Annotated in this window: 20 protein-coding genes; 15 read left to right on the plus strand and 5 right to left on the minus strand. The window is 66.2% G+C overall.

What is annotated here, in order from left to right; genetic code table 11:
• Positions 1–65: 65 nt before the first annotated feature.
• Entirely contained in the window at positions 66–584 is a 519-nt protein-coding gene (locus J0A91_RS03905; RefSeq protein ID WP_206364983.1) for a GNAT family N-acetyltransferase, read from the plus strand.
• A gap of 520 nt (positions 585–1,104) precedes the next feature.
• Here the strand turns inward: J0A91_RS03905 and J0A91_RS03910 are convergent.
• Positions 1,105–1,839, minus strand: a complete 735-nt coding sequence (locus tag J0A91_RS03910) for an SDR family NAD(P)-dependent oxidoreductase (RefSeq protein ID WP_069203813.1) — start codon at positions 1,837–1,839, stop codon at positions 1,105–1,107.
• Between the two features lie 82 nt (positions 1,840–1,921).
• On the opposite strand from J0A91_RS03910, the gene J0A91_RS03915 reads away from it, so the two are divergent.
• Positions 1,922–2,326 (plus strand): winged helix-turn-helix transcriptional regulator, encoded by a 405-nt coding sequence (locus tag J0A91_RS03915; protein ID WP_240502188.1) that lies wholly within the window; start codon positions 1,922–1,924, stop codon positions 2,324–2,326.
• Between the two features lie 200 nt (positions 2,327–2,526).
• On the opposite strand, the gene J0A91_RS03920 is transcribed toward J0A91_RS03915, so the two are convergent.
• On the minus strand, positions 2,527–3,393 hold the full coding sequence (locus tag J0A91_RS03920) for a LysR family transcriptional regulator (protein ID WP_069203815.1): 867 nt from the start codon (positions 3,391–3,393) through the stop codon (positions 2,527–2,529).
• Positions 3,394–3,494: 101 nt separating this feature from the next.
• Here J0A91_RS03920 and bla point away from each other — a divergent pair, with 101 nt between their 5' ends.
• The 5 genes from bla to J0A91_RS03945 all read left to right on the plus strand — a co-directional run bounded on the left by bla (position 3,495) and on the right by J0A91_RS03945 (position 12,689).
• Positions 3,495–4,400, plus strand: coding sequence for a subclass B3 metallo-beta-lactamase (gene bla / locus J0A91_RS03925; protein WP_069203816.1), 906 nt, complete (start codon positions 3,495–3,497; stop codon positions 4,398–4,400).
• A gap of 184 nt (positions 4,401–4,584) precedes the next feature.
• Positions 4,585–5,205 carry an RNA polymerase sigma factor gene (locus tag J0A91_RS03930; protein WP_240502189.1) on the plus strand — a complete coding sequence of 207 codons (621 nt, stop codon included), beginning with the start codon at positions 4,585–4,587 and terminating at the stop codon, positions 5,203–5,205.
• Entirely contained in the window at positions 5,192–6,151 is a 960-nt protein-coding gene (locus J0A91_RS03935; RefSeq protein ID WP_240502190.1) for a FecR family protein, read from the plus strand. Before J0A91_RS03930 ends, J0A91_RS03935 begins: the two co-directional genes overlap by 14 nt.
• A 130-nt stretch (positions 6,152–6,281) precedes the next feature.
• Entirely contained in the window at positions 6,282–9,197 is a 2,916-nt protein-coding gene (locus tag J0A91_RS25045) for a TonB-dependent receptor (RefSeq protein WP_069203817.1), read from the plus strand.
• Positions 9,198–9,266: 69 nt separating this feature from the next.
• Entirely contained in the window at positions 9,267–12,689 is a 3,423-nt protein-coding gene (locus J0A91_RS03945) for a glycosyl hydrolase (RefSeq protein ID WP_069203818.1), read from the plus strand.
• Positions 12,690–12,949: 260 nt separating this feature from the next.
• Here the strand turns inward: J0A91_RS03945 and ppc are convergent, their stop codons facing one another.
• Complete coding sequence (ppc, locus tag J0A91_RS03950) at positions 12,950–15,616, minus strand: phosphoenolpyruvate carboxylase (protein ID WP_069207011.1); 2,667 nt, start codon at positions 15,614–15,616, stop codon at positions 12,950–12,952.
• A gap of 109 nt (positions 15,617–15,725) precedes the next feature.
• Between ppc and J0A91_RS03955 the strand changes: the two genes are divergently transcribed.
• The gene (locus J0A91_RS03955) at positions 15,726–16,016 is read left to right on the plus strand and encodes a hypothetical protein (protein ID WP_069203819.1); all 291 of its coding nucleotides are present in this window, start codon (positions 15,726–15,728) and stop codon (positions 16,014–16,016) included.
• A 73-nt stretch (positions 16,017–16,089) separates the two neighbouring features.
• Here the strand turns inward: J0A91_RS03955 and J0A91_RS03960 are convergent, their stop codons facing one another.
• A complete protein-coding gene (locus J0A91_RS03960) occupies positions 16,090–16,656 on the minus strand; it encodes an HNH endonuclease (protein WP_069203820.1) in 567 nt (188 codons plus the stop codon).
• Between the two features lie 102 nt (positions 16,657–16,758).
• Here J0A91_RS03960 and gluQRS point away from each other — a divergent pair, with 102 nt between their 5' ends.
• The 5 genes from gluQRS (at position 16,759) to egtD (ending at position 21,291) form a co-directional block, all read left to right on the plus strand.
• Positions 16,759–17,613, plus strand: coding sequence for a tRNA glutamyl-Q(34) synthetase GluQRS (gene gluQRS / locus J0A91_RS03965; RefSeq protein WP_069203821.1), 855 nt, complete (start codon positions 16,759–16,761; stop codon positions 17,611–17,613).
• 562 nt (positions 17,614–18,175) lie between these two features.
• Positions 18,176–18,409: a twin transmembrane helix small protein gene (locus J0A91_RS03970; protein ID WP_420852813.1), complete on the plus strand. Its 234-nt coding sequence runs from the start codon at positions 18,176–18,178 to the stop codon at positions 18,407–18,409.
• Positions 18,410–18,422: 13 nt separating this feature from the next.
• Positions 18,423–18,995 carry a cob(I)yrinic acid a,c-diamide adenosyltransferase gene (locus tag J0A91_RS03975; RefSeq protein ID WP_069203823.1) on the plus strand — a complete coding sequence of 191 codons (573 nt, stop codon included), beginning with the start codon at positions 18,423–18,425 and terminating at the stop codon, positions 18,993–18,995.
• A gap of 59 nt (positions 18,996–19,054) precedes the next feature.
• Positions 19,055–20,314 carry an ergothioneine biosynthesis protein EgtB gene (egtB, locus tag J0A91_RS03980; protein WP_083224898.1) on the plus strand — a complete coding sequence of 420 codons (1,260 nt, stop codon included), beginning with the start codon at positions 19,055–19,057 and terminating at the stop codon, positions 20,312–20,314.
• The gene (gene egtD / locus J0A91_RS03985) at positions 20,314–21,291 is read left to right on the plus strand and encodes an L-histidine N(alpha)-methyltransferase (RefSeq protein WP_069203824.1); all 978 of its coding nucleotides are present in this window, start codon (positions 20,314–20,316) and stop codon (positions 21,289–21,291) included. Before egtB ends, egtD begins: the two co-directional genes overlap by 1 nt.
• A 3-nt stretch (positions 21,292–21,294) precedes the next feature.
• On the opposite strand, the gene J0A91_RS03990 is transcribed toward egtD, so the two are convergent.
• Positions 21,295–22,296, minus strand: a complete 1,002-nt coding sequence (locus J0A91_RS03990; protein WP_069203825.1) for a DUF1176 domain-containing protein — start codon at positions 22,294–22,296, stop codon at positions 21,295–21,297.
• 87 nt (positions 22,297–22,383) lie between these two features.
• Between J0A91_RS03990 and J0A91_RS03995 the strand changes: the two genes are divergently transcribed.
• Together J0A91_RS03995 and J0A91_RS04000 are read left to right on the plus strand one after the other, a co-directional pair.
• Entirely contained in the window at positions 22,384–23,253 is an 870-nt protein-coding gene (locus tag J0A91_RS03995; RefSeq protein WP_069203826.1) for a 3-hydroxyacyl-CoA dehydrogenase NAD-binding domain-containing protein, read from the plus strand.
• A 127-nt stretch (positions 23,254–23,380) separates the two neighbouring features.
• A complete protein-coding gene (locus J0A91_RS04000) occupies positions 23,381–25,489 on the plus strand; it encodes a transglycosylase domain-containing protein (RefSeq protein WP_069203827.1) in 2,109 nt (702 codons plus the stop codon).
• Positions 25,490–25,514 lie beyond the last annotated feature (25 nt).

Below are 25,514 nucleotides of genomic sequence, written 5' to 3' on the forward strand. Positions count from 1 at the left end.
GACCGTGCGGTCCGACCGCGCATCCGGGAAACGACCGTTCTTAAAATCAACACTCGAAAGCAGATATGATGTCGCAAGCCAACGTCACGCTTGAAGTCGCTCGCCCCGCTGATCTGCCTGCCTTCAAACAGGCATTGCAGGAGGCGTTTAGCGCGCCCGTGATCGAGCAATTCGGTGGCCTCGCCGACGGCGCCATTCCTTCGGACGCCGATCTCGACCGCTCGATCGGGGCACCGGGAGCGGTCGTCCTGCACATCGCGAGTGATGGCCGAAACGTTGGCGGTGCCGTCGTGACAATCGATGGCCACCGGCATCACAATTCTCTTGATCTCCTCTTTATCGTGCCCGGCGTACATGGTCGTGGGTTAGGGTTTAAGGCCTGGTCGGCGATTGAGCTGCGCTTCCCGGATACCGTGTGCTGGCAAACCCACACACCGTATTTCGACAGGCGGAACATCCATTTCTACGTCAACAAGTGCGGCTTCAGGATCGTCGAGTTCTTCAACCGCCACCATCCGGAACCAGCCAAACCCGGTCTCGCCGACCTGCTTGGAGGAATGTTTCGATTCGAGAAATATAGGTAGGCAGCTTCGGACGGGTATCGGGAGCCTCTTTGTGAGGTGGTGCGCGGATTTCCGAGGTTGTCGCATCGGCGAACGAATTCGAATGCGCTTCCGACCGCAACTACGGCGGCGGCGAAAGAACCAAGCGCGCGTAGCTTCGGCCAAGCGTGACCGAGACGCCGCCAGGAGCGGCTTTTCGCCGGGCTCCGGGCAAGCGACGATCGGCTCGAGTTCCGCAACCTCGGCCGCGGCGCTCTTTGCGAGATAGGCTCCAGGCGAGCAGCGAAAGCAACACGGCGGTGCCCAGCACCGCGCCGTGCGGCACGAAGCTGTCAAAGCCGGGCAGTGGTATTCATAAAATGACGCAATCAGTACCAACCGGACTCTTGGGCCGCAGCACGAACTCCAGCGGCTCGTTCATCGCGCGCCAAGATCGCGTTAGGCCTGACGCGGGGTGAGTACGCCGCGCGTTCGGGTTTGTGGATTTGGCCAGTACCGCATTCGAAGTCAGCGGACGTTTTTCGCCCGCTGACTTCGTTCGTCAGATTTGGGCCAGGCCCCCGTCGGTGAACAGCTCGCTGCCTGTCATGAAGCTGCTATCCGGCGATGCGAGGAACGCAGCGGCCGCGGCAACTTCCGACGGGTCGCCGACATGCCCGATCGGCGTGGTAGACCCCATCTCGATCATCGCGTCGCGACCGACGACCTCAGCCGCCAGTTCGGTAAGCGTTGGTCCAGGCGACAGGACGTTGACGCGAATGCCCGTACCGCGCAGATCCTGCGCCCAACTGCGCGCGAGGTTGCGAACAGCAGCCTTCGAAGCGCTGTAGATGCTGAACGCCGGCGTTCCCATCACGCCGGTGGTCGAGCCGGTAAGGATGACCGAACCACCCTCGCCCATCAGCTTCAGGCCTTTCTGCACCGTGAAGATCGTGCCCTTCACATTGATGTCGAAAGTCTCGTCATAATGTTCGGACGTGATTTCGGTAAGCGGCGCCAGCGCGCCCGTACCGGCATTGGCGAACAGGATATCGAGCGTACCGCGTTCCTGCTTCACCGTATCGAACAGCCGGTCGAGATCGCCGGCATCGGTGACCGATCCCACCACCGCACGCGCATTCGCCCCGAGCGTGGCCACGGCTGCGTCCAGCTTCTCCTGCCTTCGGCCGAAGATGTAGACGAACGCCCCTTCCTCGATGAAGCGTCTCGCCGAAGCCAGGCCAATGCCCGTGCCGCCGCCGGTGATGATCGCAGTCTTGCCTGCCAGTCGGTTCATACATGCCTCCAGTTCTTGGTTGCATGTAGCTGGCCCGCGACATACCTATCAGCAAGTATGCACCTTTTGGTAAGTATATTAAATGTCCGACGAGGTCCGACCCGCTATGGCAGATCCCCTTCCGGTTGCGCCCGCCTTCACCTGCGGCCTCGACGCGACCCTCAAGGTCATTTCCGGTAAATGGAAACCGCTCATCCTGTATTTCCTGCTGCGCGGACCGACGCGCTACGGTGAACTCAAGCGCGCCGTGCGCGACGTCAGCGACAAGATGCTAACCCAGCATTTGAAGGAGCTGGAGGCGGACGGCGTATTGCGCAGGAACGATTATAAGGAGGTGCCGCCACGCGTCGATTACACGCTGACGCCGCTTGGCGAGAGCCTGGCCCAGGCACTTGAGCCATTATGCATCTGGGGGACCGAAAACATGACGGAAATGCAGAAAATTTTCGCCGAGCGCGATAGCTGGATTCGCCAGAAGCAGGCATAACTGCCGTTCGCTGGCGATGAATCCAGGTCGGGTGTGTCGGAGCCGAGCTGAAGGCCGGATCTGGCGTTGGCCCAGCGTCAGTTTTGGACTGCAGTTCCGACGCTTCGGAAGGCGTCATGAACGGCATAGGGTGCGGCACCATCATCTGCCCGCCGATATCGTCGTCGGCGCACCTTTCCGGCTCGCGAGCTGGATGGGGCTCAACCCGCCGCCCCCATCAGCCACTCCCGAAATGCCCGCATCGCCGGCGTGTCTTGCCGCGACATCAATCGAGTCAGCCAATAGCGCCCGGTCGTGATTTCGATCGCGAAGGGCTGGACAAGGCGCCCAGCCGTCAACTCGTCCGCGAACATCGCGGGCGGCGCCATGGCGACGCCGAGCCCCGCCTTCGCGGCCGCAACCATCAGCAGCGATGTGTCGAACACCAGCCCGCGGATTGGCGGCGGTGCCACGCCGGCCGCTGCGAACCAGGACGGCCATTCGTCGGGGCGGTAGGAGCGGAACAACGTCTCGCGAGCCAGCGCCTCGGGCATCGTCAGGCGATCCGCCACGGCAGGCGCGCACAAGGGCGACAGCGGTGCGTTGAGGATCGGTTCGGCATGCGTGCCGTGCCACGCGCCATCGCCGAAGCGGATCGCCAGATCCAGCCCCTCGCCTGCGAGATCGACGCGATTGTTGTTGGTCATCAACCGCAGGTCGATATGCGGATGGACGCGGCCAAATTCCGCCAGTCTCGGCAGCAGCCAACCGCCCGCGAAGGTGCCTACGACCCCGACACTCAGTACCTCGCTCAGGCGCCCGCCCGCATAGCGGTCGAGCGTTGCGCCGATCGCGTCGAAGGCGCTCGCGACGACCGGCACGAGCGCGTGGCCCTCGTCGGTCAGCGCCAGACCGCGCGGCAGACGGCGGAACAGCGGCGTGCCGAGCCGCTGTTCGAGTGCAGCGACCTGATGGCTGATCGCACCTTGAGAGACCCGCAGTTCGATCGCAGCGCGCGTGAAGTTGAGATGCCGCGCCGCCGCCTCGAAGGCGCGCAGTGCATTGAGCGGGAGATGGGCGCGGTCCATCGCCGCGGCATGAACCCACCTCATGTCTCTGTCGAGATATGATGCTTTGCGCGCCGACCCATCCCTGTCGCATCGTCATCGAGCGATAAGGGAGATTGATCATGAAGAGCGTTTTGGCGGCGATACTCGGTCTGGCGGGGATGGTGGGAGTGCCGGGAAATGCTCATGCCGACGATCCGCTGCTGCGCCCGATCCTGCCCGCGGATTCGGCGAAGTGGATCACGCCGCAGGCGCCTTTGCACATTTACGGCAACACCTATCTCGTCGGCTTCGGCGGGCTCAACGTCGTCCTGATCCGCACGTCTGCGGGCCTGATCCTGATCGACGGCGCGGTGCCGCAAGGAGTTCGGGCGATCGAGGCGAACATCCGCCGGCTCGGCTTTCGTATCGCCGACGTAAAGCTGATCCTCAACACCGAGCCGCATTTCGATCATGCCAGTGGCATCGCCGCGCTCGCCCGCGACAGTGGCGCGACCGTGATTGCCAGCGCCGCTGCCGCCGGCGTGCTGCGCTCAGGCCAGCCAGCCGCCGACGATCCGCAGATCGCCTGGGGCGTCGCCTATCCCGCCACCGCCCGCGTGCGCGCTGTCACCGATGGCACGCCGATCCGCCTCGGCGACACCATCGTCACCGCCCGCATGACCGCCGGGCACACCCCCGGCAGCATGAGTTGGACCTGGCGATCCTGCGAGGGCCGTCGGTGTCTGAGCACGGTTTTCGCCGCCAGCCTCAACCCGATCGCAGGGCCGGGCTATCGCTACACAGCGCACCCCGAAGAAGCCGACGCTTTCCGCCGCAGCTTCGCCACCGTCCGCGCGCTGCCGTGCGACATCCTCATCACGCCGCACCCCGGCCAGTCCGATGGCGACGTGAAGGCACGCAAGCTCGCGGCGTCGCGAAAGCCCAATCCGTTCATCGACAGCAGCGCCTGCCGCGCTTATGCCGACACTTACGCGGCGCTGTTCGAGAGACGCCTAGCGGACGAGAAGGCCGGCCGCGCGAAATAGCCGGCTCGTCGCGCCACGGGGAGACGCCCCATATAGGACATTATCAGATGTTCGATCGCACGGCTTCCGAGGTCTGCGAAACCGTTCGGCGCGCAATAACGAGGCGGGCCTCACCATGGCCCGCCACCGACAAGCTCGCTTTTTTTTCAGGCACTGTGCACCACGAGGTGAAGGAAAACGAGACTTGGCGCATCTACGCCTTGGTGAGGGTGGAATGAAGCTGGCGTCAGGGCAACTGGTCGGATGGGTAGGGCGCTATATTCTGCCGCACGAGGCGCGGTTGCGAAATTGGCTGCGATCTGCGTTTCCCGCGATCGATGTGGATGACGTCGTGCAGGAGGCGTATTGCCGTATCGCCACGCTTGAGCGCGTGAGCCATATCAATGACCCGCGCCAGTATTTTTTCAAAACGGCACGCAACATCGTGCTCGAGCAGCTTCGTCGCGATAGGATCGTCAGCATCGAGGCAGCGACCGGCCTGGCAGAGTTGGAGCAAGCGGCTGAGGTCGAATGTGGAAATCCTGAACGCCTGACCTCGGATCGGCGGATGCTGGCACGCGTCGAACAACTGATCGCGACGCTTCCGGAGCGTGGGAGGCAGATCTTTCGCATGCGCAAGATCGACGGCCTATCGCAGCGTGATATTTCCACCCGGCTCGGCGTTAGCGAATCGGTCGTCGAAAATGAGGTATCGCGCAGCCTGGACAAGATCGTGCGAGCTTTGACGCAGGAGGAACTGGCCGAGCTTCCTCTCGCAGGTGCGGGCAAGCGATACGGAAAGGCTCGGCATCGTGTCCAAGATTGATACCGAAGCCAGTGAATGGGCCGCACGTCTCGATCGTGGTTTGACCGCTGATGAGGAGATTACCCTCAATCAGTGGCTCAGCGCCGACCGTCGGCATCAGGGTGCGTTTCTGCGTCAGCGCGCGGCGCTGAGCTTGCTCGATCGCGCGCGTGCGCTGCGCGGCAAGCCGATCGAGCCGGTCGTCGGCAATGAAAACGAAGAAATCGACGACGCGCCATCTCGGAGACGGCTTCTCAAGTTCGGCACCGGGTTGGCGGCGATGCTGGCGGGCGGAGTAGCATGGCAGATTTGGCCGAGGGCACGGCGCATCACAACCGAAGTTGGGGAAATTCGCCATGTTCCGCTCGAGGACGGCTCCGTGGCGATGGTCAACAGTCGGTCAGCGCTTCGGATTTCCTTCACGGAGCAGCGGCGCGATGTCACCTTGGCGAGTGGCGAGGCCTGGTTCCAAGTCGCTAAAAACCGGGAAAGGCCGTTTACGGTCTCCGCCGGTCCTGCGGTCGCGCAGGCGGTCGGCACGGCATTCGATGTCCGGCGCCATGCGGATTCGACCGAAATCATCGTCACCGAAGGCATTGTGCGGGTTTGGCCGCTTGCCGCCACGCATGCGGCGGTTCTTGTCGAAGCCGGGCACCGCGCGATCGTCGATCAATATGGCAATCTTCAGCGTGACCTGATCGATGGTCCGGCTTCGGATCAGCGCCTTGCCTGGCGCGAGGGACGGATCGTTCTGGACAGAATGACGCTCGGTGCCGCAGTCGAAGAGTTCAACCGATATCATGTCGAGCGCCTTGAGGTCGATCCCAGCCTGTCCGATCGCGAGGTTGTCGGGTGGTTCAGCACGGACGATCTGGACGGCTTCGCCGCGACCGCGGCAAGCCTGGTCGGTGGTTATGTGGAACGAGATGGGGCAACGCTTCGAATAAAAAAATCACCCACCGCCTGAAGGAAATTTCCGCACCCTTCATCTGACAAAACAGAGCGCAACAATGCGCTGATCATGGGAGGGGATCATGTTGCTGTTTCGTCAGCCTATCTTAGCGCTTATCACTACGACGGCCTTGTCCACCGTGGCGATGACTGCCGCGACCGCCGCCGTCGGCCAGGCGGTAACGCGCCAGTTCGATGTGAATGCGCAGCCAGCAGATAAAGGCCTTGTCAGCTTCGCCCAGCAAGCGGGCATCCAGATCCTCGCGCTTGGCTCGTCCGTGACGGGCAAGACCGTATCGAAGGTCAAAGGCGCGTTTACCGTCGAAGAAGGCCTGAAGCGTCTCACCGCCGGCACGGGGCTGCTGGTTCGACAGACGGGGCCGCGTACCTACACGGTTGCGGCACCTGTGCTGCGGCCTTCAGCGGCCTCGCTGACGAGCAAGCCTCGCGCTGCCGCCTTTGCCGAACAGCGCAGCGTTTCCAATCCCGCGCCGGAAATGCCGGCGGCACCGCCGCAATCCGAAACTCCACCGACCGAGGCACCAGCCGCCGAACCGGTCCAGGATATCATCGTCACCGGTTCGAGCATTCGTGGCGTTGCGCCGACCGGGTCGGCCCTGACAACGGTCTCGCGCGCCGATATCGTGGCAACCGGCGCCTCGACCACCACCGAGTTGCTCCGGTCGGTGCCGCAACTTGGCAGCTTTGGCGCGACGGGGCAGAACACCGGGCACGATCAGGCCAATTTCGTCGACCAGCCCGCCATCCACGGCATCGGTGTCGGCAACGGCGGAGGCGGTCTGACGCTGGTTCTCGTCGATGGCCTTCGTCTTCCCGGCGCCGGCATCAACCAGACCGCGCCGGACCCGAGCGCGATCCCGCCGTCGGCGATCGAACGGATCGAAGTGGTGGCCGATGGCGCTTCCTCGATTTACGGTTCCGATGCGGTGGCGGGCGTGGTCAATTTCATCCTCCGCAAGAATGCGAACGGGATCGAGACGAACGGGCGGATCGGCTTCGGCAGCGGATACCGGACCTATAATGGCAATGTGCTGGCGGGTAAGACCTGGGATACGGGTTCGCTCCTCTTCGATTATGAATATTCGGAGAATACCGCGCTGAACGGTCGCAGCCGGGAGTATTACTTCTCGCGCACGCTATCGACGCTGTGTAGCCCCGCCAATGTAACCGTCGGCGGAACGAATTATGCGCTATCGTCGTCCGGCGTCGCCGGCGGCGGCGTCAACCGGTGCGACGTCAACAAGGCCAACGACCTTGTGCCCGCGCAGCACCGCCATCAAGGCCTGCTGTCTGTCCGGCAGGAACTGAGCGACGGCATCACGCTGCGCGCCCGCACGATCTATTCCAGGCGGAACGTCAACTCGCTCCTGGCGATCTCCGGTGGTTACGGTTCCAGCGGCGGGCTCAGCGTGCCCGTCACCAGCGGGCCGTTCTACAACGCGGTCGTCGCACAAGGCATACCGGCGGGCGCGCAAACGGTGACCTACAACGGGATCGGTGATTTCGGCCCGACGGTCACCAATCGCATTCGCACTGAAACATGGTCTTCCAACGCGGGTCTCGACGCGAACCTGTTCAGCGATTGGAAGGGGGCGATCGACATCAACTACGGGCGCGAGCGCGACCACATCTATCAGGCCGGAATCAACCAGGCCCTGCTGACCACGCTTGTCGGGAACGGACAGTTCAACCCCTATGGCGTCGGGCCGGCCAACGATCCGAAGCTCGTCTCGCAGGTCGGCGACTATCGGACCCATTATTATGGTCAGCAGACCGTGCTGGAAGGGCTCGCCAAGGTCGACGGCTCGCTGTTCCAGCTGCCTGGCGGCTTGGTCAAGGCCGCACTCGGTGCCGACGTTCGCCGCGAGAAGTTCGACGCCTCGGTGGATACCGGCCCGTCCGGCACCAGCCCGCAAACCACGACTTCGGGAACCCGGAACAGTTACTCGTTCTACGGCGAGCTGTTCATCCCGGTGTTTGGCGATGGCAATGCCACCGCCGGTTTCCAAAAGCTCGATATCTCGCTGTCCGGCCGGTACGATCATTACGACGACGTCGGCGGCACCACCAATCCGAAGGTGGGGGTGAACTGGACTCCGGTCGAAGGACTGGTGCTGCACGGCAGCTTCGGCAAATCCTTCCACGCGCCCAGCCTGGCCGACGCCGGAACGGCGATCGACACGCGCGTCATCCGCTTCGGCGACTTCACGGGTGCCGGGTCGAGCGCCTATTCCATCATTCTCGCCGGCGGCAACAAGCTCGAGCCCGAGAAGGCCACAACCTTCTCGCTCGGCGGCGATCTCAAGCCCAAATTTCTGCCCGGCCTGAAGATCAGCACGTCGTATTTCAACATCGATTACAAGAACGTTATCAGCTTTCCGAGTTTCAACGTCGTCACCGAACCCAATAACCCCACCTACGATCGCTTCCGCACCTACGCGCCGACCGCCGCACAGGTGTTGGCGGCGACCGCAGGCATCCGACACGATGGCCTATCCTACCCGGACGTGGCGGCGCTGCCGACCGCCATCTACGATCTGCGCCGTCAGAACTTCGCCCGGCAGAAGATCGACGGCGTCGATTTCGACGTCTCATATGCAATGGCGAGCGATTACGGGGCGTTCAATCTCGGCGCGGCCGGCACTTGGCTGTGGAAGTTCGACCAGAAGATCAATGGCGATACGATTGTCACCAGCCGGCTCAACACCGATTATGCCGTCAACCTGAAGTTGCGCGGTCATCTCGGCTGGGCAAAGGGCGGGTATGACGCGACTCTCTTCGTGAACTATACAAACGGCTACAAGAATCCGATCGACAACAGCAATACGGGGTCGTTCACGACGGTCGACTTCCATGGCGGTTGGGTACTGCCATTCTCCGGGGTGGCGGCCAACACGCAGCTTACCGTTGATGTCAGCAACCTCTTCGATACCGATCCGCCGTTCTATTACGATACCGGGAACAATTATTACGGTTTCGATCCGACGGTCGCTTCGCCGATCGGGCGGGTGGTCTCGATCGGAATCCGTAAGAAGTTCTGAGGTGTGAGCGGAGTGGCCGACGTCACGGCCACTCCGCTGGCCGGGTGCAGGCACCCTTTGGGAGCAAACATGATTCTGTCGTTTTCCCGGCGTCTTGTCTTTCTGTTCGCCACTACGGCTCTGGCGGGCACAGCGGCTGCGCAAACCACCACGCTGGCGACGTCCGTTCACGCGTCACCGGCGCCGCCGACGCAGGGCAGTCTCGAGGCCGATCCGCTGCGCGCCGCGTTCCTCGCGCCGCCCGATACCGCCCGCCCGCGCGTCTGGTGGCATTGGCTCAGCGGCAACGTATCGCAAGCGGGCATCACCAAGGATCTCGAGTGGATGAAGCGCGTCGGTATCGCCGGCGCGATGATGTTCGACGGCGATATGGGCGCGCCCAAGATCGTGCCCGAGCGGGTGACGGTGCTTAGCCCCCAATGGTTCGCCAACCTGCGTTTCGCCGCATCCGAAGCGAACCGGCTCGGCCTTGAATTCGCAATGGCTGCGGCGCCGGGCTGGAGTGAGACCGGCGGCCCGTGGGTGAAGCCCGAATGGGGTATGAAGAAGTTCGTATGGAGCGAGACTCGGCTGACCGGCGGCCGGCGCGCAGGCAAGCTTGCGCCGCTTCCCGCCAATGCCGGCCCGTTTCAGACGATCATCAAGCATGACCCGACCGGCAAGCCTGAAGAGGGCGGGCCGGTGTTGGCGCGCGACGTCGCGGTGTTGGCGTTTAGGACGCCCTCGGGGGACGTGCCGCTCGCCAGTCTCGCCCCGCACGTCACCACGAACGCGGCCGGCGTCGATACCGCGCGACTGACCGACGGCGATCTCGGGGGCAAGGTCGTCCTCCCGGCGCCGTCACCGGATGCCCCGGTTTGGGTTCGGTACGATTTCGCCAATCCCGCGACGATCCGGGCGCTGACCTATGTCGGGTCGGTCGGCGGACGCTTCGCGGATGGTCCGCAGGGGCGGATCGAAGCGAGTGACGACGGGACGGTCTGGCGATCCATCCGCACTCTGGTCGGCGCGGCGCACAATCCCGCTCCGCAACGGACCTTCGCCTTTTCAGCGACGACCGCGCGCCATTTCCGGATCGTGTTCGACCGTGCTGAAGTGTCGCGAAACCCGTGGCCGCAGGAGCCGGGCATTGCCGTCGCGGAACTGGCGCTGGTGCCCGGTGCGCGAGTCGATCTCTTCGAGGACAGGGCGGGCTTCGGCGTCAGCGCCGATGCCGATGTGCTGAGGACGCCCAGCGTGCCGGTGTCCGCAGCCATTCGCGGCTCGGAGATTGTCGACCTGACCGACAGGCTCCGCGCTGACGGCACGCTCGACTGGACCGCGCCGGCGGGGAACTGGACGGTGCTGCGTGCTGGCTGGTCGCTGACCGGTGAAGTGAACCATCCGGCCACACCGGAGGGCACGGGGCTTGAGGTCGACAAGCTCAACGCCGACCATGTCCGCGCGCATCTTGACGCATATCTGACGCCGGTCATCACATCGCTCGGCTCGCTGGTTGGCGATCATGGCCTGCGCTATCTCCTGACGGACAGTTGGGAGGCCGGGCAGGAGAACTGGACGGAGCCGATGCCGGCGGAATTCCGGCAGCGTCGAGGCTACGACCTGACCCGCATGTTGCCGGTGCTGGCGGGACATGTCGTCGACAGCGCCGAGAAGAGCGACGCATTCCTATGGGACTTCCGCCGTACCCTCGCCGATCTGGTGGCGGAGAACCATTACGGTACGATCACGCGCTTCGCGAAAGCCCACAAGCTCGGCTATTATGGCGAGGCCACCGGCGCCGCCTGGCCGACCGTGGCGGACGGTATGCTCGCCAAGAGCCAGACCGACATTCCGATGGGGGAGTTCTGGGCGATCCCGTTTGGCGGCAAGCCTGCCGCCTATCAGGGTGTGGTGAACGACGAGTTCCCCGCGGACATCATCGAAACGCGCTCGACGGCGCACGTCTACGGCAAGCCGCTGGTCGCCGCCGAGGCGCTGACCTCATCGCAGCCGCAATGGACATCCACGCCCTGGAGCCTGAAGTGGGTCGTCGACAAATACATGGCGATGGGGGTCAATCGCCTGGTGATCCACACCTCGCCACACCAGCCCGACGATACGCACAAACCCGGTCTGACGCTGGGGCCATTCGGGCAGGTCTTCACGCGGCATGAAACCTGGGCCGAGATGGCGAAGCCTTGGATCGATTATCTCACGCGCAGTTCCTATCTGCTTCAGCAGGGCAATGCCGTAGCCGATGTGCTGTACTTCTACGGTGAAGGCGCGCCGTCTGGCGTGCCGTATCGGGATGCCGGCGGCGCGCGCGATCTGCCGGGGCATGGCTTCGACTACGTCAATGCCGATGCGCTCTCGCGGCTCGCTCGGGTCGAGAACGGCCAGATCGTGTTCCCCGGCGGAATGCGGTACCGGCTGCTCGTCCTCCCGGAAGGAGAGGATCGCATGACGCTGCCGATGATCACCAAGCTGCGCGACATGGTTGCGGCCGGCGCCGTTCTGGTGGGGCCGAAACCGACCGGCTCGCCCAGTCTCGGCTCGCCCGATGATGCGGTGCGGACGATCGCGGATACGCTTTGGGGGCAGACCGATGGCGCAGCGATGACCGTCAACAGCTATGGCAAGGGCCGCGTGTACTGGCGTCGCGATGTCCCCGCCGTGCTTGCGGCGGAAAGGATCGCGCGCGACTTCGAATATGCCGCGCCCGACCCCGGCATGGACATCCAGTTCACCCATCGCACACTCCCGGACGGTGAACTGTACTTCGTGACCAACCAGAGCGACCGATCCGCGACCGTTCCCGTCTGGTTCCGGACGGAAGGACGCGTGCCCGAAGTGTGGCATGCCGATACCGGCAGGGTCGATAAGGTCGGCTACACGATCGCGGACGGGCGTACCAGGATACCGCTGACGCTGAACCCCTATGAAGCGGTGTTCGTGATCTTCCGCACGCCTGCGACAACGACCCAACTGACGCTCTCCGCGCCGATGGACCGGACGCTCGCGACGCTGGCAGGCGACTGGACGTTGCACCTGCCCGGCGTCGCGCCGATCAGGGGCGCAACGGGGACTTGGACGGCCAATCCCGATCCGGCGGTGCGCTATTTCTCCGGCGTCGGCAGCTATCGGCGCACGATCGATGCGCGCTCCGACTGGTTCGGCACGGGACAGCGCCTCTATGTCGATCTCGGCTCGATCGGTGACGTTGCGGAGGTACGAATCAACGGCCAGCTGGCCGGAACCGCCTGGGCCAAACCCTATCGGGTCGATGTCACCAGGCTGTTGCGCCGTGGGCGCAACGCGATCGAGGTTCGCGTGGCCAATACGTGGCAGAACCGCTTCGTCGGCGATCTTCAGCCCGGCGAGACTCCGCACGCCTGGACCAACGTCGCGGCGGGCGGCGGCTACGCCCTCGTGGGCAAACCATTGTCCGCCAGTACGCCGTTGACCCCGTCAGGCTTGCTGGAGCCGGTGCGGATCATCGCGGGACAGTAAATGGAGCCGCAGCCACGGCGGGGTAGCGGCATCAGCTGGTCGACGGGCAGCAATTCCATGCCGGCGGGCGCAGTGCCACAATCGGCGACATCAACGCGCGCAACCGCAACGAACCCGGCGAGAGCGAAGTCGAGGGACACGCCCAAAACGCGAAGGCCGGAGAAAGAAGCCGCGTCGCCGGACGGCGCTGTGGCGCCGCCGGCCGGGCTAGGCTCCGGCTGCGCCGGGCTTGCGCTTAGCTTCGCTACTCTCTCGCGCGCCTAGCCGGAATTCCGCAACGCCGTCGCGATCGCGTTGATCGACAGCAGAATCCCCACCCCGACCCGCTCGTCCTCCTCGCCCGCGCGGCGGCGCTTGATAAGCTCGATCTGGAGCATGTTGAGCGGCTCGATATACGGCAGCCGCAACCGGATCGACGCATCCAGGGCCGGATGCTTCTCCAGCAGATGCGACTGCCCCGTCGCCGCCAGCAGCGCGTCATACGTCACCTGCCAGCCGTCGCGGATGCGCGGGAAGATCGCCTGCGCGAGCGCGCGATCCTCGACCAAAGCCGCATAGCGCTCGGCGATCCCCATGTCGGATTTGGCGATCACCTGCTCCATGTTGCCGAGCATCGCCGCGAAGAACGGCCAGCCTTGCGCCATTTCGGCGATCAGCCCCTTGTCCTCGAACGCCGCCAGGGCCTGCCCGACGCCGTACCAGCCCGGCAGCATCACCCGCGCCTGCGCCCAGCTGAACACCCAGGGGATCGCGCGCAGATCCTCGATCTTGTCCGATTTGGTGCGGCTCGCCGGGCGCGAGCCGATCTTGAGGCCGGCGATCTCGGTCAGCGGCGTCATCTGGCGGAAGAAGGTGCGGAACCCCTCGGTGCCGTAGACGAGATCGCGGTACGCGGTGAACGCATCCTGCGAAATCCGCTCCATCGCGCCCGCGAACCGCGCCTGATCCGCCGCCGACACCGGCTCCAGCGTGGCGAGCAGGGTCGCCGCCGTCATCGCTTCGAGATTGACCATCGCGCTCTCGCGCGTGCCGTATTTGCCCGCGATCACCTCGCCCTGTTCGGTGATGCGGATGCGGCCCTGCACGGTGCCGTCGGGCTGCGCACGGATCGCCGCGAACGACGAGCCGCCGCCCCGCCCGACCGCGCCGCCACGACCGTGGAAGAGCTGCATGCCGACGCCCGCCTGCTCGAACACCGCCTTGAGCGCAGTCGATGCCTTCGAGAGCGACCAGGTCGAGGTGAGATAGCCGCCGTCCTTGTTCGAATCGGAATAGCCGATCATCACTTCCTGGAAGCCCCGCGCGCGCGTGATCGCGCCGGCCTCGGGCAAAGCGAACCATTCGGTCATGATCTCGGGCGCCGCCTCGAGATCGCCGATCGTCTCGAACAGCGGCACCGCCATGATCGCGGCGGTCGGCGATGCGCCCGGCCGGTACAGCCCGACTTCCTTGAGCAGCACGTTGATCTCGAGCAGATCCGACACCGACTGCGCCATCGACACGATGTAATTGGTGATGCAGCCCGGCCCGTATTTGGCATGCGCCTCGGCCGCCGCGCGCACGATCGCCAGTTCGCTTTGCGTCTCGTCCGAATAGTCGGCGAACGGGCTGGTCAGCGGCCGCGCGTTGGACAGTTCGTGGCGCAGCAGCGACACCCGCTGCGATTCGCCCAGCGCGCGGTAATCGTCCTCGACCCCCGCCACCTTGAGCAGTTCCGCCACCACACGCTCATGCACCGCGCTGTTCTGGCGCATGTCGAGCGTGGCGAGGTGGAAGCCGAACGTCTCGACCGCGCGAATCAGCCGCCCGAGCGCACCCCCGCTCGACAGCGCCCCCGCCCCGCCGGCCCGCAAGGCCCGCGCGATCGCGACCAGATCGGAGCGCAGCGCCTGCGGATCGGCATAGGGTTCCCCCTTCACCGCAGCCGGCCGCGCCGCCGCCTTGCCGGTGAGCTTCAGATGCGTCGCCGCCAGCCGCGCGTAGATGCCGGTCAGCGCGCGCCGGTACGGCTCGTCACTTCGGCTCGGGCCGGTGTCGCCGCTCGCCTCGGCCAGCGCCAGCACCGATTCGTCGACGCTCGCCAGTTCGCTCGAAATCGACAGTTCGGCGCCGAGTTCGCTCAGCGCCTCCAGATAGAATCCGATCACCGCCTCGCACGACCGCCCGAGCGCCGTGCGCAGCGAATCGGCGGTGACGAACGGATTGCCGTCGCGGTCGCCGCCGATCCAGCTTCCCGGCCGCAGGAAACTCGGCGTGCGCTCGCCAAGCGCGCGGTCCCAGCGCTGGTACAAGGCGGGCAGCGTCGGCAGGAACACGTCGCGCAGATAGCTGAGCGCGGTCTCGACCTCGTCGGTCACGTACAGCCGCTCGCGCCGCAGCACGCGCGTTTGCCACAGCAAAGCGATCTGGCGGTAGATCGCCTCCTCGACATCGTCGCCCTCGGGCGTCTCGGCGAGGCCCGCATCTTTCAGCGCCATCAGCTCGGCGATGCGATTGCGATGGTCGATCATCGACTTGCGCCGCACCTCGGTCGGGTGCGCGGTCAGCACCGGCACGATCAGCGCATGATCGAGCAGCGCCATCACCGCGCTCTTGTCGATCCCCTCCTCGGCGAGCCGCGCCAGCGCCGAGGCGACATCCGCGCCCTTCTCGGCGGCGACGCCGTGGCGATCCTCGGCGAGATTGGCGAGCATCGAGAACAGCATGAACCCGCGCACGAAATCGAGCGTCTCGTCGAGGCTGAGACTGCCGAGGCCGAGATCGACCTCGCCCCCCGCGACACCGCGATGCCGGTCGACCGAGGCGGCGCGGATATACTCGGTCCGCTTGAACAGCATCTCGCCGCCATAGGCACGGATGACGTCGCCGAGCAGCTTGCCCAGGAAACGCACGTCGGGGTTGTTCGCGATCGAGGGAAGCTCTGCCATGCGGCGATGCTGCATCGCGGTGCGGGGTTGGTCAAGCGCCGGGGAGGATCGACCATCTTGCCGCCATGTTCGGCGGCGATGCTGCGCGCACACCATACGAGGGCCAGCGATGCTCGGACTGATGGCGATGTTCCTGCAAGCCGCGCCCGGATCGGCCGATCCGCCGCCACTGGCGACCGGCCACACCGCGCCCTGCCCGCCCGACGCAGATGGCGATATCGTCGTCTGCGGCCGGCAGGGCCGCGACGAGGCCTACCGGCTGCGCCCGCTCCCCGAGCGCTACGTCGAGGACCAGCGCCTGCGCCTGAAGCTCCCCGGCGACGCGACGGTCTCACCACACGCCGATCAGGGCCGGCTCGGCGACCTGCAGGCGAAGGTGACGCTAAAGATACCGTTCTGACCACATCGTCGCCCCGGCGCAGGCCGGGGCCGCTGCGTAATGTGGCGAACCGACCGCCAAGCCACCAACCGGCTCACGCCTCCAGCTCGACATCCCAATACAGCCAGTCCCGCCAGGTCGCATGCAGGAAGTTCGGCGGAAAGCGCCGGCCATGCTCCTGCAACTGCCAGCTCGTCGGGCGGATCGCCTCGATGTGCAGCGGCATCCCCGCCTGCTTGGGCGTCCGCCCGCCCTTCTTGAGGTTACACGGCGCGCACGCGGTCGCGACATTCTCCCAGGTCGTCCGCCCGCCCTGCGCGCGCGGGATGATATGGTCGAAGGTCAGGTCATGCCCGCAACCGCAATATTGGCATTCGAACTTGTCGCGCAGGAACAGGTTGAAGCGCGTGAATGCCGGAAACGCGCTCGGCTTCACATATTGCTTGAGCGCGATCACGGACGGCAGTTTGATCCGCGCCGTGGGGCTGCGCACCTCGCGCTCATATTCGGCGACGATGTCGACACGATCGAGGAACACTGCCTTGATCGCGGTTTGCCACGGCCAGATGCTCAGCGGATAATAGCTGAGCGGCGTATAATCCGCATTCAGCACCAGCGCCGGGCAGCTATCCGGGTGGCGGATCAAGTCGGGATGGTACACGTACGCGTTCCCCTCGCTTCCTTGCGCGGCATTCGCCCACTAGGATGACGTGGTGATGACAGCACAGCGCGCGACTCGCGGTCAAGGGCCGAGGCGAACTTCGTGATCGTGACGCGCTTCGCGCCGAGCCCGACCGGACGGCTCCACATCGGCCACGCCGCCTCGGCGATCCGCGCGCACGACGTTGCGCGCGAGGCCGGCGGACGCTTCCTGCTCCGCATCGAGGATATCGACGGCACGCGCAGCCGCGCGGAGTTCATCGCCGCAATCGAAGCGGATCTGCGCTGGCTCGGGCTGACCTGGGATGGCCCGGTGTTGCGCCAGTCGACCCGACTCGACGCGTATGCGCAGGCGCTCGACCGGCTTCGCGGCATGGGGCTGCTCTATCCATGCTTCTGCACCCGCGCCGAGATCGCCGCGAGCCTCTCCGCGCCGCACGGCGGCCCCGATGGTCCGGTCTATCCCGGCACCTGCCGCCATCTGTCGGCGGCGGAAGCCTCGGCGCGGATCGCCGAGCCGCATTGCTGGCGGATCGACATGGCGGCGGCGGTCGCGCGCACCGGCCCGCTTCGCTGGCACGACGCCAGCGCCGGCGACATCCCCGCCGATCCGCTCGCCCACGGCGATGTCGTGCTCGCGCGCAAGGATGCACCAGCGAGCTACCATCTCGCCGTGACGATCGACGATGCGTGGCAAAGCGTGAGCGATATCGTGCGCGGGCACGATCTGTTCGCCGCCACCCACGTCCACCGGCTGCTCCAGGCGCTGCTCGGCCTGCCGACGCCACGCTATCACCACCATCCCTTGCTCACCGACGCGAACGGCAAGCGCCTCGCCAAACGCGACGGCGCGCCGACGCTGGCGGCCTTGCGCGACAGCGGCTTGGATGGCGCGGCGCTCGCCGAGCGATTGCGCACCGGGCGCCTCCCCGATGGCATCGCCACCGCGAGCGCCTAAACACGACGCTACGCAAGGATGCACCCGCCCCCGTTCGTCCCGAGCGAAGTCGAGGGACGTGCCCCACGCGCGCCGCAAGGTGTCTCGACTGCGCTCGACACGAACGGTGTGGGAACGGTTGTGTTCGAAGGGTGTCGCACCCGACCGCCAAGCCCGCCAAGCACACCCACCCGCATCGCCGCCGCGAACCCCGGACATGACATTACGCCCCCTCCCCGTTCGTCCCGAGCGAAGTCGAGGGGCGTGCCCCACGCGCTGCGCGAAGTGTCTCGACTGCGCTCGACACGAACGGTGGGGGGAGACGAGCGATGCGCAAGTGACTCGCTCGCAACGAAGCGCCCGCCGACGAAGCGCCCATCGACAAAGCGCGCCGAGCGCCCCCATTGGCATCGCCACCGCGAACGCCTAGATAGGCAAATCCGCAACGGGTGGACCCTTTCCCGTTCGTCCCGAGCGAAGTCGAGGGACATGCCCCGCGCGCCGCGCAGGGTGTCTCGGCCTCGCTCGATACGAAACGACACGGGAAACGATTGTACCCGGTACTCGAACGTAGGCGCGCATGATGACCTTCCTCTCCATCTTGCTGATCGCGGCGATGATCGCGGTGGTGGTCGTGCTCATCCGCGGCCTCGCCACCTTCCTGCTCAACGCCAGCGCCGATGCCCGCAGCGGCGAGACCGGCCCGAGCGAATCGGCGCTCAAATCGAACAAGATGATGCAGTACCGCGTCTTCTTTCAGGCGATCGCGATCTTCATCATCGTGCTGATCCTGTTCATCGGCAGCGCGCGAAGCTGATCGGACGTTTACCCTGGTCAAGCTCAACAAAATCTACACGCGCACCGGCGACGACGGCACCACCGGGCTGGTCGATGGGTCGCGCGTGTCGAAGGCCGATCCGCGCATGGCCGCGATCGGCGATGTCGATGAGGCGAACAGCGCGATCGGCCTCGCGGTGGTCGCGCTCGGCGGTGCCGAGTTCGCCGGCGCGCTGACCCGCATCCAGAACGATCTGTTCGATCTCGGCGCCGATCTCGCCACGCCGGGCGCGGATTTCACGCCGTCCGAAATGACATTGCGCATCGTGGCCGAGCAGGTCGCGCGGCTCGAAGCCGAGATCGACGCGATGAACGACACGCTCGCCCCGCTCACCAGCTTCATCCTGCCCGGCGGCAGCGCTGCCGGCGCGGCGCTGCACCTCGCCCGCGCGATCGTGCGCCGCGCCGAGCGTACCGCGATCGCGGCGGCGGAAAGCGTTCCGCTCAACCCGGCCGCGCTCGCCTATCTCAACCGCCTTTCGGATTATCTGTTCGTCGCCAGCCGGTTCGTGAACCAAAATGCCGGTGGCGACGTTTTGTGGGTGCCCGGAGGCTCACGCTCCTAGCCGTTCGGTCGCGCACGACCGGTTGACACCCCGGATGACGCGCCGATATGGAGAACATCATGAGAACGCGGCTGGGCCTGTCCCCTTCCCCCGAGGCGCTTTCCGCGCGGTTCGATGCCGTGCGCGGGCTGAGCGTCGCGCTGGTCGCGCCGCTGTCGGACGCCGATGCGACCGTTCAGTCGATGGAGGATGCCTCCCCCGCCAAATGGCATCTCGCGCACACCACCTGGTTCTTCGAGACCTTCGTGCTGCGCGATTTCGTGGCCGGCTATCACCGCTTCGACGAGCGTTTCCCGTTCCTGTTCAACAGCTATTACGAGGCGGAAGGCAAGCGCCACAGCCGCGCGCGGCGCGGCATGGTCACCCGCCCCACGCTCGACGAGGTTCTCGCGTACCGCGCGCATGTCGATGCCGGGATCGTCGCGGCGCTGCCCCGCCTGCCGCACGAAGCGCGCGAGCTGGTGCGGCTTGGCTGCCATCACGAGGAGCAGCATCAGGAATTGCTGCTCACCGACATCCTGCATCTGATGTCGGAAAACCCGCTCGAACCCGCGGTCTGGCCGGGTGCGCGCAAGGTGCCGGTCGAAATGCCGGGGCCGGTCGGCTGGATCGAACATGGCGGCGGCGTGGTCGAGATCGGGCATGACGATCCCCACTTCGCCTTCGATAGCGAGGGGCCGCGCCACAAGTCGCTGCTGACCCCACACGCCATCGCCGATCGCACCGTCACCAACGGCGAATGGGCCGCGTTCATCGCCGACGGCGGCTATGCCGAGCCGCGCCACTGGCTCTCGGACGGCTGGGCGTGGGTGAAAGCCGAAGGCATCACCGCGCCGCTCTATTGGGAGCAGCACGACGGCGTCTGGACGCGATTCGGCCTCGATGGCCGCCGCGCGATCGATCCCGCCGCGCCCGTCACCCATGTCAGCCTCTACGAAGCCGACGCCTATGCGACGTGGGCGGGCGCACGCCTGCCGACCGAGTTCGAATGGGAAGCCGCCGCCGCGTCGCATGATGCCGATGGCGGCAACCAGCTCGACACCGCCGGCCCGGTCGAACCGCGTCCGTCGCTCGGCGGCCCCGCCTTCTTCGGCGATGTCTGGGAATGGACCGGCAGCGCGTTCCGCCCCTACCCCGGCTTCCGCGCGATCGAGGGCGCGGTCGGCGAATATAACGGCAAGTTCATGAGCGGCCAGTTCGTGCTGCGCGGCGGCTCCTGCGCCACCCCGCGCGGCCACGCCCGCGCGAGCTACCGCAACTTCTTCTATCCCCACCAGCGCTGGCAGTTCACCGGCGTGCGTCTGGCGAAGGATCTCTGATGCTGAAGCCCGAAATCGAAGATGGCCAGGCCAGTCTGGCCGATCCCGCCTTCCGCGCTGACGTGCTGCGCGGGTTCGAAATGCGCCCACGCGCGATTCCGGCGCGCTGGTTCTACGACCGGCGCGGCTCGGAACTGTTCGAGGCGATCACCGATCTCCCCGAATATTACCCGACCCGCACCGAAACCGCGATCCTGCGCCGTATCGCGCCCGAGGTGGCGGCGCTCGCCGGGCCGGGCCGCGCTCTGGTCGAATTCGGTTCGGGCTCGTCGATGAAGACGCCGATCGTGCTGCGTGCGCTCGATCCGTCCGCCTATGTGCCGATCGACATCTCGGGCGATTTCCTGCGCGAATCGTCAGCCGTCATCGCCGGTGCGTTTCCCGGCCTGACCGTGCTGCCGGTCGAGGGCGATTTCCTCCGCCCGATCACGCTGCCCGCGCAGATCGCCACCGCGCCCAAGCTCGGCTTCTTCCCCGGCTCGACGATCGGCAACATGGTGCCGCAATCGTCGGTCGATCTGCTCCGCACGATGAAGGCGTCGCTTGGCGGAGGCGCCATGCTGCTGATCGGCATGGACCGGATCAAGGACGCAGGCCTGCTCACCGCCGCCTATGACGACACCGCCGGCGTCACCGCCGCCTTCAATCTCAACCTGTTGGATCGCATCAACCGCGAACTCGGCGCCGCGCTTCCTGTGGACAACTTTCGCCACGTTGCGCGCTGGAACGACGACCGCGCCCGCATCGAAATGCACCTCGAAGCGCAGGCCGACTGCGCCTTCACGATCGACGGCCACGCCTTCACGATGGCCGCCGGCGAGACGATCCACACCGAAAACAGCCACAAATACGGCCCCCGCGACGCCCGCGTCCTGCTCCATTCCGGCGGCTGGACGCCGATCGCCGAATGGACCGATCCCGACGACCTGTTCGCGGTGATCCTCGCCGAAGCCCAGCCGAGCCGCCTCGCGCCCTAACCTCTATTTCGTCCGCAACCGCACCCGCCAGGTGTTGAGGAAGGTCGTATTGCCCCGGCACACATCCATCTGCGCCTGCTCGATCAGCCGGAACAGTTTGCCGTCCCAAAGGAAGTGCTGCGACACCCCGCAATCCCCGTCCCGCGCCTTGCGCGCGTAACTGTAGAGCGAGCCGTTCGCGTAGCTGCCGTTCGTGACCCGCGGCACCCGCGTCCACCCGCCGAGGCCCGGCGTCGCATCGAGCCGGGCGGGTTTGGCGACGCCCTTGTCGAGCACGAACACCGCCTCCGTCGGGTTGTCGCCGGTCGTGCGGCACGGCACCAGCACGACGTTGCGCATATGATCGAGCGAATGGACCTGCGCCTTGGCGGCGCCGCGCGCGACCGGACATTTGGCACGCCGCAGTAGCGCCTTGATGCGCGCCTGCGTCAACACCGGTGGACGCCCGACCGGCCGCACCACCGGCACGATCGGCAGCACCGGAGCGGCCGGCACCGCACTCTCCGGCTTGCGTCCGCGCGCGATCGCGGCGGTGACCGTACCGGCGCGGCCCTGCACGCTGTCCATGTAGCGCAGCGCATCGTCGAGCCCATCGGGCGAAATCCGCGCCAGTTCGCGACCGGTGCCGTCGATCACCGCGATCCGCCGCGCGCCGGGCAGGGCTGCAGCGACCGCGCGCGCGGTCGAACCCTCGATCGTCGCGCCGTCTGGCGTGGCGCGGAACGGCCCGCCGACCTGCTCGCCGCCAATTTCGATCGCGAACGGATCTTCGTCGGTGCGCGCGGTCAGCCACAATTTCCAGCGGCCGGGCGACCCCGCCTCGCGCATCACCGTGAACACCTCGCTCGGCGCCGGGCCGTCTTCGGGATCGAGCGTGGTCAGCGTGCAGCGATTGGCATTGTCGCACGCCACCGCCCAATCGCCGAACGTGGTGAACGGACCCGGCTTGACCGGCGCGGCCGTCACGGGAAGCGCCGCCGTTAACAGGAGCGCGAGAGCAGACATCGGTACAGGCCCCTTCATAGCGGCTGGCAGGTCGGCGAAATGCCGCTAAAGCGTGCGTCGGGATTTTCTTAGGCAAAGGGCCGGACGATGCAAGCAGTGGGTGTGATCGGCGCAGGCCAGATGGGCGCGGGGATCGCGCAGGTTTCGGCGCAGGCCGGCTACCGCGTGCTGCTGAGCGACGTCTCGCGCGAGCGCGCCGAGGCCGGCAAGGCGGGCATCGCCAAGGCGCTCGACCGGCTGGTCACCAAGGAGAAACTCGACGCTGCCGCGCGCGACGCGGCGCTCGCGCTGATCGAGCCGATCGAAGGCGTCGCCGCGATGGGCGATTGCGCGCTGGTGATCGAGGCGGCCACCGAACGCGAGGAGATCAAGCGCGCGATCTTCGCCGATGTCGGCAAGGTGCTCGGCGCCGACGCGATTCTCGCCTCGAACACCTCGTCGATCCCGATCACCCGGCTGGCGCAGGCCTCGCCCGATCCGGCGCGCTTCGTCGGCGTGCATTTTTTCAATCCGGTGCCGGTGATGGGGCTGATCGAACTGATCCGCGGCCTCGCTACCTCGGACGCGACCGTAGCTACCGTCGAAAGCTATGCGCAGTCGCTCGGCAAGCAGGTCGTCCGCGCCAACGACGCGCCCGGTTTCATCGTCAATCGCGTATTGATGCCGATGCTCAACGAGGCGTGCTTCGCGCTCGGCGAGGGCGTGGCGAGCGTGCGCGACATCGATCTCGGCTGCCAGCTCGGGCTCAACCATCCGATGGGGCCGCTGACGCTCGCCGATTTCATCGGGCTCGACACCTGTCTGGAGATCTGCCGCGTGCTGTTCACCAGCACCGGCGACCCCAAGTTCCGCCCGGCGCCGCTGCTCGTGAAATATGTCGAGGCCGGTTGGTTCGGCCGCAAGACCAAGCGCGGCTTCTACGACTATACCGGCCCCGAGCCGGTGCCGACGCGCTGACCCGGCTCGCGCCGCGCGCCGCGCGGTGATAGGGACCGACGATGCCCCGACCCGCCGCGATCTTGAACGACGTGTTATATTGCTATAATACACGTGCTGGCCATAGCGAAGGCCGGGCGGAGTGAGCATGCGGCATTTTCCCTTTGGTTCGGCGAACGACGGCGACCCGCCGTTCGAGCTGACCGGCGGCATGCCGCCGCCGCGCGACCTGAGCGACCCGTACGGCCGCCGCGCGGCCGAGCCTGAGCCCGACGACGATTTCGACGATGACGACGCCGCGGCGCCGCGGCGCCGCATTGCGTGGGGCCGCTGGATCATGCGCGCCCTGGGCGCGCTCGTAATTCTGTTTGTGCTGCTGGTCGGCTGGCTCGCCATCACCGCGCCGCTGTCCAAGTCGCTCCAGCCACCGTTGCCGCCGAGCGTCACCCTGCTCGCCGAAGATGGCACGCCAATCGCGCGACGTGGCGCGATCATCGGCGCGCCGGTCGATGCGGCGAAACTGCCGAAAAACGTGACCAACGCCTTCATCGCGATCGAGGATCGGCGTTTCCGCACCCACTGGGGGATCGATCCGCGTGGCATCCTGCGTGCGATGCTCCACAATATCGGCCGGGGCGGGCTGCGCGAGGGCGGCAGCACGATCACACAGCAGCTCGCCAAGAACGCCTTCCTCGATTCGGATCGCACCGCCGCGCGGAAGATCCGCGAGGTGATGATCGCCTTCTGGCTCGAGGCGTGGCTGAGCAAGGATCAAATCCTGTCGCGCTATCTGTCGAACGTTTATTTCGGCGACAACGTCTACGGGCTGCGCGCAGCGGCGAAGCATTATTTCAACCGCGACCCGGAGGATTTGTCGATCGGCCAGGCCGCGATGATGGCGGGGTTGGTCAAGGCACCGTCGCGGCTGGCGCCGACCGGCAACCTGAAGGGCGCGCGTGCCCGGCAGAAGCTCGTCGTACGCGCGATGGCCGACGCCGGGCTGATCGACAAGGCGACCGCCGCCAACGTCGCCCCGGCGCGGTTGTCCGCCAGCCGGATCAAGCCGCTGCCCGACGGCACCTATTTCGCCGACTGGGTGCTGCCCGACGCGCGCGACCGTGCCGGCGAGATCGTTACCGAAACCACGGTGCGCACCACGCTTGACCGCCGACTGCAACGCATGGCCGAGCGTGCCGTCGCGCATGCGGGCCTCAAGACTGCGCAGGTCGCGCTGGTGGCGATGCGGCCCGACGGTCGTGTCGTCGCGATGGTGGGCGGCAAGAATTACGCCGCCAGCCCGTTCAACCGCGCCACGCAGGCGCGGCGCCAGCCCGGATCGGCGTTCAAGCTGTTCGTGTATCTCGCCGCGATGCGCGCGGGGCTTACGCCCGATTCGACGATCGCCGACGAACCCGTCACGATCGGCGACTGGAGCCCGAAGAACAGCGACGGACGCTATGAGGGCGAGATCACGCTGCGCCACGCCTTCGCCAAATCGAGCAACGTGGCGGCGGCGCGGTTGATCCAGAAGGTCGGCGTCGCGCAGGTCATCAAGGCGGCGCGCGACCTCGGCATCTCGACACCGATCCCCAATGAGGCAACGATCGCGCTCGGCACCTCGACCGTGTCGCTGCTCGAACTCACCGCCGCTTATGCGGGCATTGCCGCCGAGAGCTATCCGGTGCGCCCACACGGGCTGGAAGCTGAACCCGAGGAGCATCACTGGTATGACGGGCTGGCCGGCGGCACTCACGCGCTCACCCGCACCGAGCGCGACGAGATGCTCGACCTGCTTTCCGCCTCGGCCGAAACCGGCACCGGGCGGCGCGCGGCGTTGTCGATCAAGACTTTCGGCAAGACCGGCACCACGCAAGACAATCGCGATGCCTTGTTCATGGGCTTCGCCGACAACCTCGTCGTCGGCGTGTGGGTCGGTAATGACGACAACACGCCCAATCCCGGTCTATCGGGCGGCGGCGTACCTGCGCGCGTGTGGCGCGAGTTCATGACCGAAGCGCTCGGCGTCGGCGCGGCAATCCCGCCCGAGGCGATCCCGGCGTCGGTCGATCCCGATGCGCTCGACGACGGCGACAATTCGGTGCTGCCGGTCGGCGGCGACATCGACGGAATGGGTCTCCACCTCCATGTCGGGCGCGACGGCAGCATTTCACTCGGTGGCGAGGATCGCGACGATCGGGGCCGACCGCCGCGATCCGACGAGCCACGCGATGAAGAACGTTACCGGGACGACCAGTAGCCCGGTTGACGCCCGCCAGGGTTCC

It is taken from the genome of Sphingomonas panacis (genome assembly GCF_001717955.1).
In the GTDB taxonomy this organism is placed as follows: Bacteria; Pseudomonadota; Alphaproteobacteria; order Sphingomonadales; family Sphingomonadaceae; genus Sphingomonas; species Sphingomonas panacis.

Bases quoted from the DNA above. Each gene is read 5' to 3' on its own strand.
- J0A91_RS03905 (WP_206364983.1), top strand. From the start codon at position 66: ATGATGTCGCAAGCCAACGTCACGCTTGAAGTCGCTCGCCCCGCTGAT.
- J0A91_RS03910 (WP_069203813.1), bottom strand. From the start codon at position 1,839: ATGAACCGACTGGCAGGCAAGACTGCGATCATCACCGGCGGCGGCACG.
- J0A91_RS03915 (WP_240502188.1), top strand. From the start codon at position 1,922: ATGTCCGACGAGGTCCGACCCGCTATGGCAGATCCCCTTCCGGTTGCG.
- J0A91_RS03920 (WP_069203815.1), bottom strand. From the start codon at position 3,393: ATGGACCGCGCCCATCTCCCGCTCAATGCACTGCGCGCCTTCGAGGCG.
- bla (WP_069203816.1), top strand. From the start codon at position 3,495: ATGAAGAGCGTTTTGGCGGCGATACTCGGTCTGGCGGGGATGGTGGGA.
- J0A91_RS25045 (WP_069203817.1), top strand. From the start codon at position 6,282: ATGACTGCCGCGACCGCCGCCGTCGGCCAGGCGGTAACGCGCCAGTTC.
- J0A91_RS03945 (WP_069203818.1), top strand. From the start codon at position 9,267: ATGATTCTGTCGTTTTCCCGGCGTCTTGTCTTTCTGTTCGCCACTACG.
- ppc (WP_069207011.1), bottom strand. From the start codon at position 15,616: ATGGCAGAGCTTCCCTCGATCGCGAACAACCCCGACGTGCGTTTCCTG.
- J0A91_RS03955 (WP_069203819.1), top strand. From the start codon at position 15,726: ATGCTCGGACTGATGGCGATGTTCCTGCAAGCCGCGCCCGGATCGGCC.
- J0A91_RS03970 (WP_420852813.1), top strand. From the start codon at position 18,176: ATGACCTTCCTCTCCATCTTGCTGATCGCGGCGATGATCGCGGTGGTG.
- egtB (WP_083224898.1), top strand. From the start codon at position 19,055: ATGAGAACGCGGCTGGGCCTGTCCCCTTCCCCCGAGGCGCTTTCCGCG.
- egtD (WP_069203824.1), top strand. From the start codon at position 20,314: ATGCTGAAGCCCGAAATCGAAGATGGCCAGGCCAGTCTGGCCGATCCC.
- J0A91_RS03990 (WP_069203825.1), bottom strand. From the start codon at position 22,296: ATGTCTGCTCTCGCGCTCCTGTTAACGGCGGCGCTTCCCGTGACGGCC.
- J0A91_RS03995 (WP_069203826.1), top strand. From the start codon at position 22,384: ATGCAAGCAGTGGGTGTGATCGGCGCAGGCCAGATGGGCGCGGGGATC.
- J0A91_RS04000 (WP_069203827.1), top strand. From the start codon at position 23,381: ATGCGGCATTTTCCCTTTGGTTCGGCGAACGACGGCGACCCGCCGTTC.